This window comes from Streptomyces sp. NRRL F-6676 (assembly GCF_000725625.1).
Taxonomy (GTDB): Bacteria; Actinomycetota; Actinomycetes; order Streptomycetales; family Streptomycetaceae; genus Streptomyces.
Window position 1 is genome coordinate 159,589 of the sequence record NZ_JOHS01000001.1, and the last position, 15,182, is coordinate 174,770.

14 protein-coding genes and 1 pseudogene are annotated in these 15,182 nt (G+C 71.8%); 4 read left to right on the plus strand and 11 right to left on the minus strand.

Features of this window, described 5'->3' with window-relative positions:
• Positions 1-37: 37 nt before the first annotated feature.
• Positions 38-964: a sigma-70 family RNA polymerase sigma factor gene (locus tag IO29_RS00660; protein ID WP_030378172.1), complete on the minus strand. Its 927-nt coding sequence runs from the start codon at positions 962-964 to the stop codon at positions 38-40.
• Between the two features lie 381 nt (positions 965-1,345).
• Here IO29_RS00660 and IO29_RS00665 point away from each other — a divergent pair, with 381 nt between their 5' ends.
• Positions 1,346-1,612 (plus strand): WhiB family transcriptional regulator, encoded by a 267-nt coding sequence (locus tag IO29_RS00665; protein ID WP_030378173.1) that lies wholly within the window; start codon positions 1,346-1,348, stop codon positions 1,610-1,612.
• A 16-nt stretch (positions 1,613-1,628) separates the two neighbouring features.
• Here the strand turns inward: IO29_RS00665 and IO29_RS40155 are convergent.
• The 3 genes and pseudogenes from IO29_RS40155 to IO29_RS00675 all read right to left on the minus strand — a co-directional run.
• Positions 1,629-1,748: pseudogene (locus IO29_RS40155) on the minus strand (polyisoprenoid-binding protein); the annotation flags it as partial.
• An 87-nt stretch (positions 1,749-1,835) separates the two neighbouring features.
• A complete protein-coding gene (locus IO29_RS00670) occupies positions 1,836-2,582 on the minus strand; it encodes an SDR family oxidoreductase (RefSeq protein ID WP_030378174.1) in 747 nt (248 codons plus the stop codon).
• Positions 2,583-2,756: 174 nt separating this feature from the next.
• Positions 2,757-4,487: an L-aspartate oxidase gene (locus tag IO29_RS00675; RefSeq protein WP_030378175.1), complete on the minus strand. Its 1,731-nt coding sequence runs from the start codon at positions 4,485-4,487 to the stop codon at positions 2,757-2,759.
• Between the two features lie 174 nt (positions 4,488-4,661).
• Here IO29_RS00675 and fdxA point away from each other — a divergent pair, with 174 nt between their 5' ends.
• Positions 4,662-5,051: a ferredoxin gene (gene fdxA, locus IO29_RS00680; RefSeq protein WP_063738073.1), complete on the plus strand. Its 390-nt coding sequence runs from the start codon at positions 4,662-4,664 to the stop codon at positions 5,049-5,051.
• 27 nt (positions 5,052-5,078) lie between these two features.
• Here fdxA and IO29_RS00685 read toward each other — a convergent pair whose 3' ends face one another.
• Positions 5,079-5,576 (minus strand): Ohr family peroxiredoxin, encoded by a 498-nt coding sequence (locus tag IO29_RS00685; protein ID WP_030378177.1) that lies wholly within the window; start codon positions 5,574-5,576, stop codon positions 5,079-5,081.
• 124 nt (positions 5,577-5,700) lie between these two features.
• Positions 5,701-6,597, minus strand: coding sequence for an RNA polymerase sigma-70 factor (locus IO29_RS00690; RefSeq protein WP_030378178.1), 897 nt, complete (start codon positions 6,595-6,597; stop codon positions 5,701-5,703).
• Between the two features lie 256 nt (positions 6,598-6,853).
• Between IO29_RS00690 and IO29_RS00695 the strand changes: the two genes are divergently transcribed.
• A complete protein-coding gene (locus tag IO29_RS00695) occupies positions 6,854-7,489 on the plus strand; it encodes a DUF5134 domain-containing protein (RefSeq protein WP_030378179.1) in 636 nt (211 codons plus the stop codon).
• Between the two features lie 6 nt (positions 7,490-7,495).
• On the opposite strand, the gene IO29_RS00700 is transcribed toward IO29_RS00695, so the two are convergent.
• From IO29_RS00700 to IO29_RS00720, 5 genes are all read right to left on the minus strand, one after another.
• A complete protein-coding gene (locus IO29_RS00700; protein WP_030378180.1) occupies positions 7,496-8,899 on the minus strand; it encodes an aldehyde dehydrogenase family protein in 1,404 nt (467 codons plus the stop codon).
• Positions 8,899-9,999 carry an acyl-CoA synthetase family protein gene (locus IO29_RS00705; protein ID WP_030378181.1) on the minus strand — a complete coding sequence of 367 codons (1,101 nt, stop codon included), beginning with the start codon at positions 9,997-9,999 and terminating at the stop codon, positions 8,899-8,901. The genes IO29_RS00700 and IO29_RS00705 overlap by 1 nt, the downstream gene beginning before the upstream one ends.
• 80 nt (positions 10,000-10,079) lie before the next feature.
• Positions 10,080-10,823 (minus strand): PIG-L deacetylase family protein, encoded by a 744-nt coding sequence (locus tag IO29_RS00710; protein ID WP_030378182.1) that lies wholly within the window; start codon positions 10,821-10,823, stop codon positions 10,080-10,082.
• Positions 10,820-12,082, minus strand: coding sequence for an NAD(P)/FAD-dependent oxidoreductase (locus IO29_RS00715; RefSeq protein ID WP_030378183.1), 1,263 nt, complete (start codon positions 12,080-12,082; stop codon positions 10,820-10,822). The genes IO29_RS00710 and IO29_RS00715 overlap by 4 nt, the downstream gene beginning before the upstream one ends.
• Before the next feature lie 147 nt (positions 12,083-12,229).
• Positions 12,230-12,994 carry a class I SAM-dependent methyltransferase gene (locus tag IO29_RS00720; protein WP_033224318.1) on the minus strand — a complete coding sequence of 255 codons (765 nt, stop codon included), beginning with the start codon at positions 12,992-12,994 and terminating at the stop codon, positions 12,230-12,232.
• Positions 12,995-13,528: 534 nt separating this feature from the next.
• Here IO29_RS00720 and IO29_RS00725 point away from each other — a divergent pair.
• Positions 13,529-15,151 (plus strand): cytochrome bc1 complex cytochrome b subunit, encoded by a 1,623-nt coding sequence (locus IO29_RS00725; protein ID WP_051707086.1) that lies wholly within the window; start codon positions 13,529-13,531, stop codon positions 15,149-15,151.
• Positions 15,152-15,182 lie beyond the last annotated feature (31 nt).

The window sequence follows — 15,182 nt, forward strand, 5'->3', positions numbered from 1 at the left end:
CCCGTCCCGCGCCCGGCACACCGCGTCAGTGGCATGCTCAGACGCAGAGGACCGCCGCGGACCGGTGACGGGTGCGGGAGTGCAGGAAAGCGGAGATCTTGGCCGGGTTGAAGACCCACATCACCTGGTGAATGCCGCGGGACGTGGCCGCGACCGTCATGAAGGTGGCGGGCCGGCCGTCCCGGTGGATCAGGATGCCGCCGCGTCCGTTGGCCTCGACCGCTTCCGCCTCGACCGTGGGCCAGAACCGCGGATGAGCGGTGGACAGGTTCGCCACGCGGGCACGGCCCAGAACGGGCACCCGGGCCGCTCCCCTGATGCCGTTGCCGTCGGACAGACTGACCGCGTTCGGGGTGAGCAGCGCCTCCAGTCCGGCGACGTCGCCCTGCCGGGCGGCGGCGACGAACCTCTGGAGCAGCGTCCGGTGCTCGGCCGCGTCGACGCTGTCCCGCTGCTCCCCGGTGAGGTGTTTGCGGGCCCGGCTCACGATCTTGCGGACGTTGACAGGGCTGAGACCCAGGATGCGCGCGATGTCGGGGTAGGCGTAGTCGAAGGCCTCCCTCAGGACGTAGGCGGCGCGTTCGGTCGGGGAGAGCTTCTGCAACACCAGGAGCAGGGCGAGTTCCAGTGCCTCCGCCCGCTCGGCACCGACCTCCGGGTCGTTGCTGGTGTCGACGGGCTCCGGCAGCCACGGACCGATGTACGTCTCGCGGCGGACGCGGGCGGACTGGGCCACGTTGATGGCCAGCCGGGTGGTGGCGCTCGACAGGAACGCGACGGGGCTGATCACCAGGGTGCGGTCGGTCCGCTGCCAACGCAGCCACACTTCCTGGACGACGTCCTCGGCCTCCACCGCACTGCCCAGCACGCGGTAGGCGATGCCGAAGAGGCGGGGTCGAAGTGCGACGAAGACGGAAACGGCCTCGCTCAGGTCGCCTTCCACGGGGGTCGCCTCTGGATGCATGATCCCGGGTCTCCGTTTCTCTGTTGCCGGTGTCTGCGGAGGCGGCCGTACGACGCTTCGTCCGACCGCCGGAGCCCCGGCCCGGCGTACTGAGGATTCGGCAGGGCGTGGTGCTCACCTTCGCCCCGAACGACCGGCGGCGCCGACGTTTCGTTACACCTTTGTGCGGGTTTCCCCGGCGAATCCCGAGGACCGGCGCACGGCCGTTCCCGGAGCCGGTCTTGTCGCGGCGCACACGCGGCACGTCGGATGTCACATTCGCACCGACAGCGTGGTCTTCCATGGAAAGCGACCGTGCGTGACCCGAATGCTTCCCGCATTGCCCCCACTCGACGAGCTACCCCCCGAATCGGTATCCGTTTCTCATGCAGGAGACACATCATGGACTGGCGTGTAAGGGGCCTCTGCCTGACCGAGGACCCCGATCTCTTCTTCCCGATCGGCGGTCTCGGCAGTGGGCCGGCGGCGATTCAGACGGACGAGGCGAAGGCGGTCTGCCGCCATTGTCCCGTCGTCCGGCAGTGTCTGGCGTGGGCCGTCGACGCCGGACCGGTCGAGGGCATCTGGGGCGGCACCACGGAAGGGGAGCGCCGCGCCCTGCGACGGCACGTGGTGCGCGCGTCGCGCGCGACGGAGAGCGCCGCCTGATCGCCAGGTGGGCGTCGCGGTCCGCCGCACCCGTGTCCGTACTGTCGGTCCGGACACTCACGTACGCCTTGGTACTCGACGGTTCCGAGCCGTCGAGTACCAGTGGGCCCCCGAAGCGGTCGAACCGGCCGTGCACAGGGGAGGGGCCTGCCGCGCCGCGCTGCGGACGACAGGCCCCCTGTGACGGGTGCGGACCCCTCGCACGGGCCCCGCCCCCGACGACTCAGCGCTGTTGCGCGAGCCAGTCGGCGAACCGGGTCTCGGCGATGTGCGCGTCCGGACCGGGGAGCAGCGTGGTCTCCCGCAACTCCGCGCCGAAGTACGGGGCGTGCACGTCGGTCACGACCTCGCGCGGGTCCTTCTTGGCGGCCAGCCCCTTGCGGATCAGCTCGTCGAGCCGGAACTCCTCGGGGCCGGCGACCTCCACCACCCCGCCCACGGGGGCGCCGACCGCGGTACGGCCGACGACGGCGGCCACGTCGTCCGAGTAGAGGGGCCGGATCTTGACCGGCGCCAGCCGGACGGTGTCACCGTCGGTCGCCGCCTCGGCGATGCCCTTCATGAACTCGAAGAACTGCGTGGCGTGGACGATCGAGTACGGGATGCCCGAGTCCTTGATCAGACCCTCCTGCGCCTGCTTGGCGCGGAAGTAGCCGCTCTCCTGGAGCCGTTCGGTGCCGACCACGGAGAGCGCCACGTGGTGGGTCACACCGGCGTTCGCCTCCGCCTTGAGGAGGTTGGTGGTGGAGGTGCGGAAGAACTCCATGACGGCGTCGTCCTCGAAGGAGGGCGAGTTGGAGACGTCGATCACAACGGAGGCGCCGGTCAGGACCTCGGCCAGACCCTCGCCCGTGAGCGTGTCGACCCCGGTGTTGGGAGCGGCCGGCACCGCCTCGTGGCCGTGCTCGTTGAGTTTGGCGACCAGCTTGGAACCGATCAGTCCGGTACCGCCGATGACTACGATCTTCATGTGAATTTCCTTTCGGGATGCGCGATGTCGCCTGCACCAGACAAGACCGGATACTCACTCGCTCTGTGACAGGGCGAACCGCCTTTTCGGTGTTCTGGCGTTTCCGGTGCTTCTGGAGTCCGGGTGTTCGGGCTTTTCCGGTGAGTGTTCGGGCTTTTCTGGTGAGGGAGCCTGTTATTCGACGAGCTTTCCCTCGGTGGACACATCCGTCATGAGGGAAGCGATCTCGTCCGGGACGTCGGGAATGTGCTCGTGGGTGATTCCGGTCGTCGGAGACCAGACCAGGTTGACGCGGAAGGCGGGGTCCATGCCGGGGAAGTCGCTGCGGTTGTGACAACCACGGGTCTCCCGGCGTTCCAGTGCCGCTTCGAGGGTGGCGCGGGCCGCCAGGGCGGCCGACTTGAGGTCGAAGGCGTGGGCGAGGTCCTGGAAACCAGCGATGTCGGGATGGACGCCGACGTTCCGCATGCGTTTCTCGACGGCGTCCAGCTCCGCCAGGCCGGTGCGCAGACCCTGTTCGTCCCGGACGACACCGGCGTGCTCGGTCATGGTGTTGCGGATCGCGCGCTGGAGCGCCCGGACGTTCTCGGGCCCGTCCGCGGCGAGCAGCCCGTCGACCTCGGCGCGCGCCTCGGCCACGGCGGTCGCGGACCGGGGCTGCGCGGTGAGTGACTCCGAGTAGGCCGCCGCGGCCCGGCCGGTGATACGGCCGTAGACGAGGAGTTCGATCAGGCTGTTGCCGCCGAGGCGGTTGGCGCCGTGCAGACCGCTGGCCGCCTCGCCGATGGCGTACAGACCGCGGACGTCGGTGCTGTGGTCCTCGGGACGGACCCAGACGCCGCCCATCGAGTAGTGGGCCGTCGGAGCCACCTCGATGGGTTCACGGGTGATGTCGAGCATCTGGAGGTCGAGGAGCGTCTGGTAGACCCGGGGCAGCCGGTCCATGATCGTGCGCCGGGGGAGGTGGGAGACGTCGAGCCAGACCCCGCCGTTCGCGGTGCCCCGCCCCTCCTTGATCTCGGTGTACGAGGCGAGTGCCACGCGGTCGCGTGTGGACAGTTCCATGCGCTCGGGGTCGTAGCGGTTCATGTACCGCTCGCCGAGGGCGTTGCGCAGGATGCCGCCCTCACCGCGGGCGGCCTCGCTGACCAGGGTGCCCGCGGCGTTCTCCGGTTCGATGATGCCGGAGGGGTGGAACTGCACCAGCTCGGGGTCGCGCAGGCGGGCCCCGGCTTCGACGGCCAGGCGGAAGGAGTCGCCGGTGTTCTCGTCCCGGCGCGACGAGGTGCGGCGCCAGATGCGCGTGTGCCCGCCGGCCGCGAGGATCACGGCGTCCGCGTGGACGAGGTGGCGGGTGCCGTTGGTCAGGTCGAAGCCGTAGGCCCCGAAGACGGCGCCGTCGTGGACCAGCAGACGCGTGATGTAGACGCTGTCGAGTACCGGGATGTCCAGCTGGACCGCGCGCCGGATCAGGGTGCGCTGGATCTCCAGGCCGGTGTAGTCGCCCGCGAAGGCGGTACGGCGGAATGTGTGGGCGCCGAAGAAGCGCTGCGAGATGCGGCCGTCCTCTTCGCGGGCGAAGGCCATGCCGTACCGCTCCAGGTCGTCGATGCCCAGGGCCGCGCCCTGGGTGACGATCTCCGCCGTACGGGGGTCGCCGAGCAGATAGCTCTCCTTGAGGGTGTCCGCGGCGTGCTGCTGCCAGGAGTCCTCGGGGTCCATCGTGGCAAGGGCCGCGTTGATGCCGCCGGCCGCCAGGGACGTGTGGGTGTCCTCCTTGGGACGTTTGCCGACGGCGATGACGTCGACGCCGGCCTCGGCCAGTTCGATCGCCGCCCGCAGGCCGGACCCGCCGGTACCGATCACCAGCACCGTGGTGGAAAGACGTCGTTCGGTGAGAGGCACGCTTGCTCCCGTCGCTCTGAGTGGTCACTGACTAGGACCATGTCGGGCGGCGGTCTGTGACATCGGTGGCGCATACGTGTCACAACGTGCCGGGGTCCCCGGTCATCCGGGCGAACCCGACGGCCGTGCGACAAGGCGCCGGGGGAGGTCCGACGGCCGAAGAGGAGAGGACGGATGACGTACGTCATCGCACAGCCCTGCGTCGACATCAAGGACCGGGCGTGTGTCACCGAATGCCCCGTGGACTGCATCTACGAGGGCGCGCGCACGCTCTACATCAACCCGGCGGAGTGCGTCGACTGCCATGCGTGCGAACCCGTCTGCCCCGTGGAGGCGATCTTCCACGAGGACGATCTGCCGCGACACTGGGCGCACTACCTCGCCGTCAACGCGGAGTACTTCGACGAGGCGGCCTCCCCGCCGCGCGCACGGCGTGACGCGGTCGGCGATCATCCGGTGGTCGAGGCACTGCCCCCGCAGAGCGGGCCCCACAAGAAGGAGATCTCCGTCTTCACCGTCCGCAAGGAGGAAGCGGCCGACGCGGATCTGTGGTTCCCCTCCTGACCGGCCGTCGCCACCGAGCGTGCCCTGTCAGGGGGCGAGTGTGATGGTGGTGGGCGTTCCTCTCCACGCCATGCGCGCGTAGGGGCACAACGCGTCGGCCTTCCCGATCAGCTCGTCGGCCGTCGCGGGATCGACACCGGGCCACCGCACCACCAGATCGACGCGCAGCAGATAGCCGCCGTCCTCCGGGTCCCGGCCGAAGGCGACGGTCGCCACGACGGAGATCGCCGTGGGGTCCAGCGCCTCCCGCCGGGCCAGCAGGCTGAGCGCGCCGTGGAAGCAGGCGGCGAAACCGGCCGCGAAGAGCTGTTCGGGGTTGGTTCCCCGGCCGTCACCGCCCAGCTCGGCCGGCATCCGCAGGTCGAGGTCCAAGGCCCCGTCGGCCGAGCGTGCGTGACCGGAGGCCCGCCCGTGCGAGGCCGTACCACCGTGGACGGTCACCGTGGTGGTGTAGATGGGCGAGAATTCCTCCCCGTCGAAATCCTTCTCGGTCGACAGGGTGGGCAACTTGATCCGCTCGGTCACGGCAGGGCTCCGGTGTCGTCGTGGTAGGCGGTCCCGACAGGCGTCCGGGACTACTGGATGACCGACGAGCGACCGGTGTTGTGACGCCTGCCCGTCGAACGGCCGAGGACCCCCCGACAGCAGGTCAGTCGCGCAGCGAGGCCACGTAGGGCGCCAGTTTGGCGGGGTTCATCACCCACATGAGCCGGTCGATGCCGTCCGCCGAGATGTCGGCGGTCAGCAGGGCGACGGCCTCCTCGCCGGAGAGGACCAGGACGGCCGGCCGGCCGTTCGCCTCGACCCACCGGACCTGCGACCGCGGCCAGAAGCGCGGAGCGAAGGCCACGAGGTACTGCGAGACGTGGGGCAGCCCGACGACCGGGATCCTCGACGCGCCGCGCATCCCGTTGCCGTCCGTGTAGCTGACGACGTCGGCGGTGAGCACGTCCTCCAGGACCGACAGGTCGCCCGTCCGCGCCGCGGAGAGGAACACTTCGAGCAGCCGCCGATGGGCTGTCGGGGCAACGGCTTCCTTGCGTTCGGCGGCCAGGTGCTTGCGGCCGCGGCTCACCAGCTGGCGGGTGTTGGCCTCGCTGGTCTCCAGGATCTCGGAGATCCGTCCGTAGGGGTAGTCGAACGCCTCCCGGAGCACGTAGGCCGCGCGCTCCACGGGATTCAGCTTCTCCAGGAGCAGCAGGACCGCCATCTCCAGGGCCTCCGCCCGCTCCGCGCCCAGGTGCGGATCGCGCGTGGTGTCGACGGGCTCGGGAAGCCAGGGGCCGACGTAGGACTCCCGGCGCACCCGCGCGGACCGGGCCACGTTGATCGCCAGCCTGGTGGCTACCGTGGTGAGGAAGGCCGTCGGTTGGTGCACCTTCGAACGGTCGGTGCCCTGCCACCGCAGCCAGGTCTCCTGCACGATGTCCTCGGCCTCCGCCGCACTGCCCAGGATCCGATACGCGATACCGAAGAGCTGCGGGCGCGCCGAGAGGAAGTCCTCCGTCGCCTGGTCAAGGGTGCCGGGTGGGGTGCCAGCGTGCATGGAACATCCCTTCTGGCCTCGTGCACCCCATGCTACAAGCGGTCGCGGACGCTCGCGTCGGCCGAAGGACGGGCGTACGTGTGCGCCCGAATCCCACGGGTGGCACACCGTGGCAACGGCTCACCCTCGGACACGCACCGTCGTCGGCGGACCCTTGTGCCCGGCCGTCTCGCCCCCCGAGGGCGGTGCCACTGTCACGGACCGATCGCGCGCCCGGTCAGGACAGTGAACCGCCAGGGACCAGGAGGGGCACACCGTGTCGGACAGGACGCCGGCTCTCGATGCCGTGCACGGCATGCTGACGCTGTTGTTCGCCGTAGTGGCCCTGCACATGCTGTGGCGCGGTGTCCGGTCACCGGGTGCGGGCCGCCGTGACCGCCTGGATCTCCTCCTGCACTTCACCATGGCGGCGGCCATGGCGGCGATGCCCTGGAGTTCCGGCCCGTCCCTGTCCGGCCGGGCCGCGACGGTGTTCTTCACCGCCGCCGCGCTGTGGTTCCTGCTGACGGCCCGTACGGCGGCGGTGTTCGCCGACCGGCTGACGCCCGCCGTCGGCATGGCGGCGATGGCCTGGATGTCGCGGACCCCGTCCGGCGCCGGCGCCGTCTCCGCCTCCGCCCAGGAGACCGTGGCCGCCGCGGGCGTCCCGGCCGCGCACCACACCGCGGCCCACGGCCATGCCGCCGACGCCTCGACGACGGCGACCTTGGTCACCGGCGTACTGACGGTATTTCTTCTCGGCTGCGCCCTGCGGTCGTTGACGCGCCCCATGCCCGCACTGCGGACCGCCACGGCCCCCGCGCACCGCGCCGCCGCGACGGACCCGTACGGGCACGTGCGCGACGGCGCGATGGCGCTGGGGACGGCCGTGATGCTGCTGCTGCCCCACTGACCGTTGTCACCCGACTTCGAACCCGAGCCCGATCACGGCCTTGCCGCGCATCAGGAAGTCCGACAGATAGCCGTCGTGGGGCACTCCCGGAGCCATCCAGTACGTCGGGTGGTCACCGGCGTACACGTTGGCGATGGAGGGCTCCGCCACCAGCGCGTCGAGCAGCGCACGATCGCGGGAGAGGACCGAGAGCACGAGTGTCCCGCGCAGCGGGGCGATTCCGTCCGAGCGGCTCCAGGGCGCCACCCACACGCAGGGGAAAGGGAGTTCGGTCCGCAGCTGCGGGGCACCGGCGTCGGCGACCTGATGGACGGCCGGCCGCAGGGCGGCACTTCCGTCCCCGAGATCGTCGACGACGCCGTCACCGCCGAGCCAGGCGCGGGTCCCCGCCGCCACCGACCTCAGATAGGAGTCGAGGGCCCGGGCCCGGTCCAGCGGGCACACCGGGAGAACCGCCCGGGTGTCCTGAGGCGGCAGACCGGGCAGTCGGGACAGACGCGCCGCGAGGGCCTCCGCCAGCGGTGCCGGGTCGCCCTCGACGAGGACGGCGGTGGCGTTGACGCACGCGGTGCCGGCCTCGTCGGCGACCGAGGCGACGATCGTGTCCAGATGCTCCCGCCAGTCCGTGTCCGCCGTGACGAGGATCTTCGTCCGGCCGGGCCCCTGGGGCAGCACACGGGCGTCGTGGGCGTAACGGGCGACGACCTCGTCACCGCCGTACACCACCGCACGGTCGGCGCCGCGGATCAGCGCCCGCGCGGTCCGGTGGTCCGTGGGCAGCAGCGCCAGCCGGTCCCGGCCGACGCCCGCCCGGTGCAGCGCGCCGACCAGGCGGTGCGGGGTGAACGGCTCGCGCCGTGACGGCCGTACGGCCACGCGGTAGCCGAGGGCCAGCGCCTCCAGCCACAGCCGGTGGACCCCCGGATGATTGCCGGAGGCGTTGACCGCGAACACCTCGCCCCGGCGGGCCCACACGGCGTGCCCGGCCCCGAGGGAGGGATCCCGTCGGTCCCGGACCGTTCCGCGCGGCCTGCCCTGCTCGGCGGAGGCACGGGCGCGGGCGACGAACCTCGCCGTGCCGCGCGTCGCGTCGCGCACCACGGTCAGCGGGGTACCGGAGGTGCGGCTGACCAGGTACTCGTACTCGCGCACGCCCAGGCCGCCGACGGTGCCGGTGGCGAACTCCTCGGCGGCCGCCTCCAGCAGCGCGTCCAGGCCGTTCGCCGGGACCGGCCCGGCCTTGCGCAGCGCGGCCAGCGCCCGGTCGACGTACACCGGCGGCACCAGGCTCAGCCGCGCCACCTCGGCACCGGACACATCCGTCACGGTGTCCGGGACACGGGTGCGGTACGGGCCGAGGGGGCCCAGGGCGTCCAGGTACACCGGCGCGGCGGCGTCGGCGGCGGCCATCAGTACACGCCCTCGATCACGGTCTCGCCCCGCACCGTGGGAACCGGCGCCACGTCCGCCACGGCGTCGCCCGCGTGACCGCCCACGGGCCGGACGCGCACGGCCGTGTCGCGCTCGGCGTTGTGGGGGATGAGCATCGACTTGCTGACGTGGCTGACGATCACCTGGCCCCGCTCGCCGAACCCGACGCGCTCCCCGGTGGCGGGGTCGACGACCGACAGGAACACGTACGGCGACACCGGATCGAAGACGCAGGGCTGCGAGGCGTCCAGACCGGCGCGTTCGAGCAGCGCCGTGAGCATCATGGTGTTGCCGTACATGCCGATCAGCGGCACCCCGGGGAAGACCTCCGTGGCCAGCAGATGACGGGTGTCGGGGTCCATGTGGGTGCCGCCCCAGACGATGGCCCGGACCGAACCGTTGATCCGCTCCAGGAGGTCGTCCTCGCGGGCGAAGCGCTCCAGCAGGGGCGTGGTGGCGGCCAGGACACCGATTTCCTGGGTCAGCAGGATCCGCCGGCACTGTTCGACGAGGTGGTCGGTGTACGACTCCACCTCGTCGCCGCGGCCCGTGGCGATCAGCTTCCGCACCCACCGGGGATCCATGTCGATGCTCAGTCCCGGGCCGCCGAGCGAGGCCGCCGCCCGTTGCAGCACGTCCCCCACCAGATGCGGACCGGTCGGCGCCACGGTCAGCCACTGGGCACCGACGGGCAGCCCGTGCTCCCGCAGACGCCTGTCGACCTGTGCGGTGCTCTGCCGCATCCAGTCGTAGAGCTGGACGACCCGCTTGGGCGCCCCGGTCGTCCCGCCGCTGTCGAAGATGTTGAGCAGCCGGGCGTCGCCGCCGTAACCCCGGGGGATCAGGTCCGCCACCGGGACCTGGCGCAGTTCGTCGCTCAGGTCGGGGAAGAGCGCCAGGTCGTCCACGCCCTTGACGTCCCGCCGCGGATCGAAGGCGAGCCGTTCGGCCCGCTCCAGCCAGTAGCGGGAGCCGGTCTCCGGGTCGAAGTGCCAGCGCACGGCGGCGCGCACGAACTCGTCCGGATCGACGCCGTCGGACGGTCCGGCGTCCAGGACGGCGGGGGAGTCGTACGTCATGATCGGTCCTTCCTCGGCACGGGCTCGTGCGGCGCGTGCGGCGGGCGGGAATGGCGACGAGGGGCGCGCGGGGCGCCCGGTCATCGGCTGAACAGTTCGAAGGCGACGGCGGGAGCGCCGTCGAACCGTGCGCGGTGGACGCCGGTGCTCTCGCCCAGGAAGCGGCGCGCGTACGTCTCGGGGTCCTCCTCGGTCAGGGCTTCGAGGTAGGTCCGGTGCCGCAGCAGGGACTGGACGCCCTGTTCGAAGCCCGGCTCGGCGGACACGGCGTGGGACGGCAACGGTGAGTTGGCGACGGCCACCCAGCGGACACCGTTCCAGGGCGGCAGCCCCTGTCCGGCCAGTTCCGGGAAGATCCAGCGGTTGCCGGCGTCCGCCGCCGCGTCCAGCACGGCGCGCCCCACCGCCACGTGGTCCGGGGTGTTCCAGGCCCCGGCGGCCCAGGAGTCCCGGTGGTTCAGCGTGATCACCAGCTCGGGCCGGTGACGCCGTACGGCGGCGGCGATGTCGCGGCGCAGGGAGACGCTGTACTCGATCACTCCGTCCCGGTGGTCGAGGAACTCCACCGCGCGGACACCGACCGCCGCGGCGGCGGCCCGCTGCTCCGCCTCCCGCAGGGGGCCGGCCCGTCCGGGATCAAGTGTGTCGACGCCGGCCTCACCGCGGGTGGCGAGCAGGTAGGTGACCTCCTTGCCGTCGGCCACCCAGGAGGCCACGGCCGCCGAGCACCCGTACTCGAGGTCGTCGGGGTGGGCCACCACGGCCAGGGCCCGCCGCCAGTCGTCCGGCATCGGGCGCAGCGGTGCGGGAGCGGTGCCGGTCATGCCTGGTCTCCCGCCGGTCGCGCGTGCGGGGGAAGCAGGCTCTCCAGCGGGACCGAGGGGTCGGCGAGGGCGGCGTCGTCCGTCTCCGCGCCCGACTCGATCAGGGCGCGGATCGTCCCGATCACGTCCCACAGGTTGACGCTCATCCCCGCCAGCACCCGGTCGCCGGACATCCAGAACGCCAGGAACCGCCGCTCCTCCCGCGACCCGCGGAAGACGACGCGGTCGTAGCCGCCCAGTTGGGCGTACCCGGTGTACTCCATGCCGAGGTCGTACTGGTCGGTGTAGAAGTACGGCAGCCGGTCGTACACCGCGTCCTGACCGAGCATGCTCAGCGCGGCGGTACGGGGCTGGTGCAGCGCGTTGGCCCAGTGCTCCACGCGCAGATGTCGGCCGAGCCGGGGGTGGTAGGCGTTGGCGACGTCACCGGCGGCGTGGACACCGGCGGCGGAGGTCCGCAGACGGGCGTCGGTCACGATGCCGTCGCGCACGTCGAGGCCCGCCTCCTCGGCCAGGCGGACGTTGGGGGTGATGCCCACCCCCACGACCACGGCGTCGGCGGGCAGGTGGGTGCCGTCGGCGAGCCGGACCCCGTCGGCGCGGCCCCCGGTGCCGGTGACGGCCGCGATCCGGGCATGGGGACGCAGGTCCACACCGTGGTCCCGGTGCAGACCGGCGAAGACCTCGGCCGCCTCCCGGCCCAGGACCTTCAGCAGAGGCAGCTCACCGCGCTCCAGCACGATCACCTCCGCGCCGGCCGCCCGGGCCGCCGCCGCCGTCTCCAGCCCGATCCAGCCACCGCCCACCACCACGATCCGGGCGCCTTCGGTGAACGCCTCCTTGAGGCGCTCGCTGTCGCCCACGCGCCGCAGGTACAGCACGCCCTCCAGGTCCGCGCCCGGCACCGACAGGCGGCGCGGCGAGGAACCGGTGGCCAGCAGCAGACCGGCGTAGGGCACGCGCCGGCCGTCGTCGAGCGTCACCGCCCGGCCACGCGCGTCGACGGACGTCACGCTCGTGCCCAGGAGCAGATCGACGTCGTGCTCCCGGTACCAGCTCTCGGGGTGCACGTGGAGGGACTCGCGGTCCTCCTTGCCCAGCAGGTAACCCTTGGACAGCGGCGGCCGGATGTACGGCCGTTCCCGCTCGTCCCCGATCACGAGAAGCGGCCCGTCGTGGCCGTGCCCGCGCAGTTCCTCCGCGGCCTTGCCGGCGGCCAGGCCGCCCCCGACGATCACGAACGTCTTCGCACGTGGCATGAGATTCCCGTCCCAGTCTGTGAGGCGCACACGGACCGAGTGGTCCGGTCCTCCTTCAGACCGGGCGACGACATACGTTGTGACACCGTGGCACGCGTTCACCCGGCCCCGGGCTCCGGGAGTTCGCCGCCCGCCCCGCCCGCCGGTTCACCGGTGGGTCGGCCGCGTCACCGCCAGCACACGCGGATCGTCGTGCGCCGGTAGCGGGACGAAGCCGTGCCGTGCCAGGTCGTCAACGATCCGAGCGCGCGAGGCAGGCCACATCCAGAACGACTCCGTGTGCTCCCGCAGCACACGCCGTCCACCGCGCACCCAGTAGTCGACACGTGTGCGGATGCGGTATCCCGCCGCGGACATCGTCATGCGTCCGCCGTACACGTGCGCGCCCACCCGCTGCTCCGGCAGGCGGCGCACGACGTCGCGAGGAGGCAGCAGCGCGGGCGGCGGTTCCAGGAGGAGCGTGCCCCCGGGGGCCAGGGCCGCGTGGATCGCGGGCCACAGCGCGTCCCGCGCGGCCGGGGGGAGACAGGCGAGAGTGTTGTGGCACACGGCCACGTCCGCGGCCGCGTACAGCGCCGCTTCGTCCAGGGCGCACGGGTGCACGGTCACCCGCTCGCGCTGACGCGCGGGCAGGGTGGCGAGGCGGGTGAGCAGGGAGGTGCGCATGGCTCGGGCCGGCTCCACCGCGTGCACGTCGGCCGCGGACTCGGCCAGGCTCATCAGCGTGACCCGGCCGGTCCCGGCACCGATGTCCAGCACACCGAGACGGGCCCGCGCGACATGCCGGCCGTAGAGGTCGCGGACGCGTGCCGCGTCCCGGTCGGCCTGAAGGATGTCGTAGAACTCGGCGGTCACGGCGTAGGAGTCCGGGTCCGGCCGGGACACCGGTGCTGCGGTGATGACGGGGTGCATGTCCAGCTAGACAACGTGTGAGCCGGGCCTGTGACAGCGGGTGCCCCGCGAGGGGCCCGTCCCGAGCGGGCCCGGGGTGAGGCCCGTCACGGGGGCGGACTGTCGCCCGCCCGGTTCGCCGATCTCGTCGACCTGCCACCGGGACCGGAGTACGCCCGCTGGGACGGCCGTTCGGCCTTCCCGTCGGACCCGGCGGAGGTGGAGTTCCACGCCCCGCCGCTGTCGTGCCGGGGGCACCGCGCATGTCACACCCGCGTCGTCTCGCCGGTCATGGTGACGACAGCAACACACGAATCACGTCGAACAGCGCAGTGCCGGACGAGTCGGATTCGTCGCGCCATACGTGTGCCGGACGGTCTGACCGGCCGGGCGATCCGCGAGGGCGCCCCCACACCCCCGCCACGGGCGCACGGCGGCCGGAAGCCCGCGCGCCGTGCCACTGCCGCGGATCCACGGCCAGGCGCGCCTCCACGGCCAGGCCCGCCACCGCGGCGCCGGTGAGTCGCGGGTGACGCAGAGACGAAGGGTGAAGAGATGGGCCACGACAGCCGGCCGGTGGAGCCGGAGCGGGAGCGTACGGGGGAGAGGCTCGCCCGATGGGCGGACAGCCGGCTGGGCCGCCGCCGCACCGTCGCGCGCTCCGTCCGGCGCCTGGTCTTCCCCGACCACTGGTCGTTCCTGCTCGGTGAGATCGCGCTCTACAGTTTCGTGATCCTGCTGATCACCGGTGTCTATCTGAGCTTCTGCTTCCACCCCTCCTCCGACCTGGTCGTCTACCAGGGCGACTACGCCCCCTTGCGCGGGCAGTTGGTCTCGGAGGCCTTCGACTCGACCCTGCACATCTCCTTCGACGTCCGGGGCGGCCTGCTCGTCCGCCAGGCACACCACTGGGCGGCTCTGGTCTTCGTCGCCGCCGTCCTCGCCCACATGCTGCGGATCTTCTTCACCGGCGAGTTCCGCAAGCCGCGGGAGCTGAACTGGGTGCTGGGGTTCGGACTGCTCGTCCTGGCGATGTTCGCGGGCCTGACCGGCTACGACCTGCCGGGCGACCTGCTGTCCGGCACCGGCCTCCAGGTCGTGAACGGCACGATCCTCTCTATCCCCGTCGTAGGGACCTATCTGTCGTTCTTCCTCTTCGGCGGTGAGTTCCCCGGCGACGACCTGATCGCCCGCTTCAACACCCTGCACGTCCTGGTCATCCCCGCACTCATGGTCGTCCTCATCGTCGGCTACGTGGTCCTGGCCCTGCGCCACCGGCTCGCGCAGTACCCCGGACCCGGCCGTACCCGCGACAACGTCGTCGGTCTCCCGGCCAAGGTGTACGCCGTGAAGGCCGCCGGATACTTCTTCCTCGTGGCCGGCGTGATCTTCTTCATGGCCGCCGTCGCCGAGATCAACCCCGTGTGGAACTACGGCCCCTTCCGTCCCGACCAGGTCTCCGCCGGGTCCCAGCCCGACTGGTACATGGGCGTCGCCGACGGACTGCTGCGCGTCATGCCCGGCTGGGAAATCGACTTCCGGGGACACACCCTGGCTCTGGACAACCTTCTGCCGCTGCTGGCCGGGACCCTGCTCTTCCTGGCCATGGGGGCCTATCCGTTCCTGGAGGCCTGGGTCACGGACGACGACAGCGAGCACCACCTGCTGGACCGCCCCCGCAACCGCCCGGTGCGCACCGCCCTCGGCGTGGCCTGGATCAGTGTCTACTCGGTGGCCCTGATCGGTGCCGCCAACGACATCATCGCCACCAGGCTCCACGTGTCCGTCAATGACGTGACCCGGGCCGTGCGCGTCGGCCTCTTCGTCGTCCCGGTCCTGGCCTTCGTCGTCACCAGGCGCGTGGCGCTGGGACTGCAACGCAGTGACCGCGACCTGGTGCTGCACGGCCGCGAGACCGGCGTCATCAAGCGCCTGCCGCACGGCGAGTACGTCGAGGTCCACGAACCCCTCGACCCGGCGCGACTGCACACACTGACCTCGCACGAGCAGCACCGGCCCCTCGACGCCGTACCCGCGCGCGACGGGGACGGTGCCGTGGCCCGCCGCACGCAGCGCCTGCGCACCGGGCTCAGCGGCTTCCTCTACGGCCCCGGCACGCAGATCCCCAAGCCCACGGCGACCGAACACGAAGAGATCACCGGTCGACACGGGTCCTGAACCGCGAGGCGACACACACGAAAGGCGAGAA

Coding starts and splice junctions, on each gene's coding strand:
- IO29_RS00665 (WP_030378173.1), top strand. CDS start 1,346: ATGGACTGGCGTGTAAGGGGCCTCTGCCTGACCGAGGACCCCGATCTC.
- IO29_RS00705 (WP_030378181.1), bottom strand. CDS start 9,999: ATGACGTACGACTCCCCCGCCGTCCTGGACGCCGGACCGTCCGACGGC.
- IO29_RS00710 (WP_030378182.1), bottom strand. CDS start 10,823: ATGACCGGCACCGCTCCCGCACCGCTGCGCCCGATGCCGGACGACTGG.
- IO29_RS00720 (WP_033224318.1), bottom strand. CDS start 12,994: ATGCACCCCGTCATCACCGCAGCACCGGTGTCCCGGCCGGACCCGGAC.
- IO29_RS00700 (WP_030378180.1), bottom strand. CDS start 8,899: ATGGCCGCCGCCGACGCCGCCGCGCCGGTGTACCTGGACGCCCTGGGC.
- fdxA (WP_063738073.1), top strand. CDS start 4,662: ATGACGTACGTCATCGCACAGCCCTGCGTCGACATCAAGGACCGGGCG.
- IO29_RS00715 (WP_030378183.1), bottom strand. CDS start 12,082: ATGCCACGTGCGAAGACGTTCGTGATCGTCGGGGGCGGCCTGGCCGCC.
- IO29_RS00725 (WP_051707086.1), top strand. CDS start 13,529: ATGGGCCACGACAGCCGGCCGGTGGAGCCGGAGCGGGAGCGTACGGGG.
- IO29_RS00690 (WP_030378178.1), bottom strand. CDS start 6,597: ATGCACGCTGGCACCCCACCCGGCACCCTTGACCAGGCGACGGAGGAC.
- IO29_RS00670 (WP_030378174.1), bottom strand. CDS start 2,582: ATGAAGATCGTAGTCATCGGCGGTACCGGACTGATCGGTTCCAAGCTG.
- IO29_RS00660 (WP_030378172.1), bottom strand. CDS start 964: ATGCATCCAGAGGCGACCCCCGTGGAAGGCGACCTGAGCGAGGCCGTT.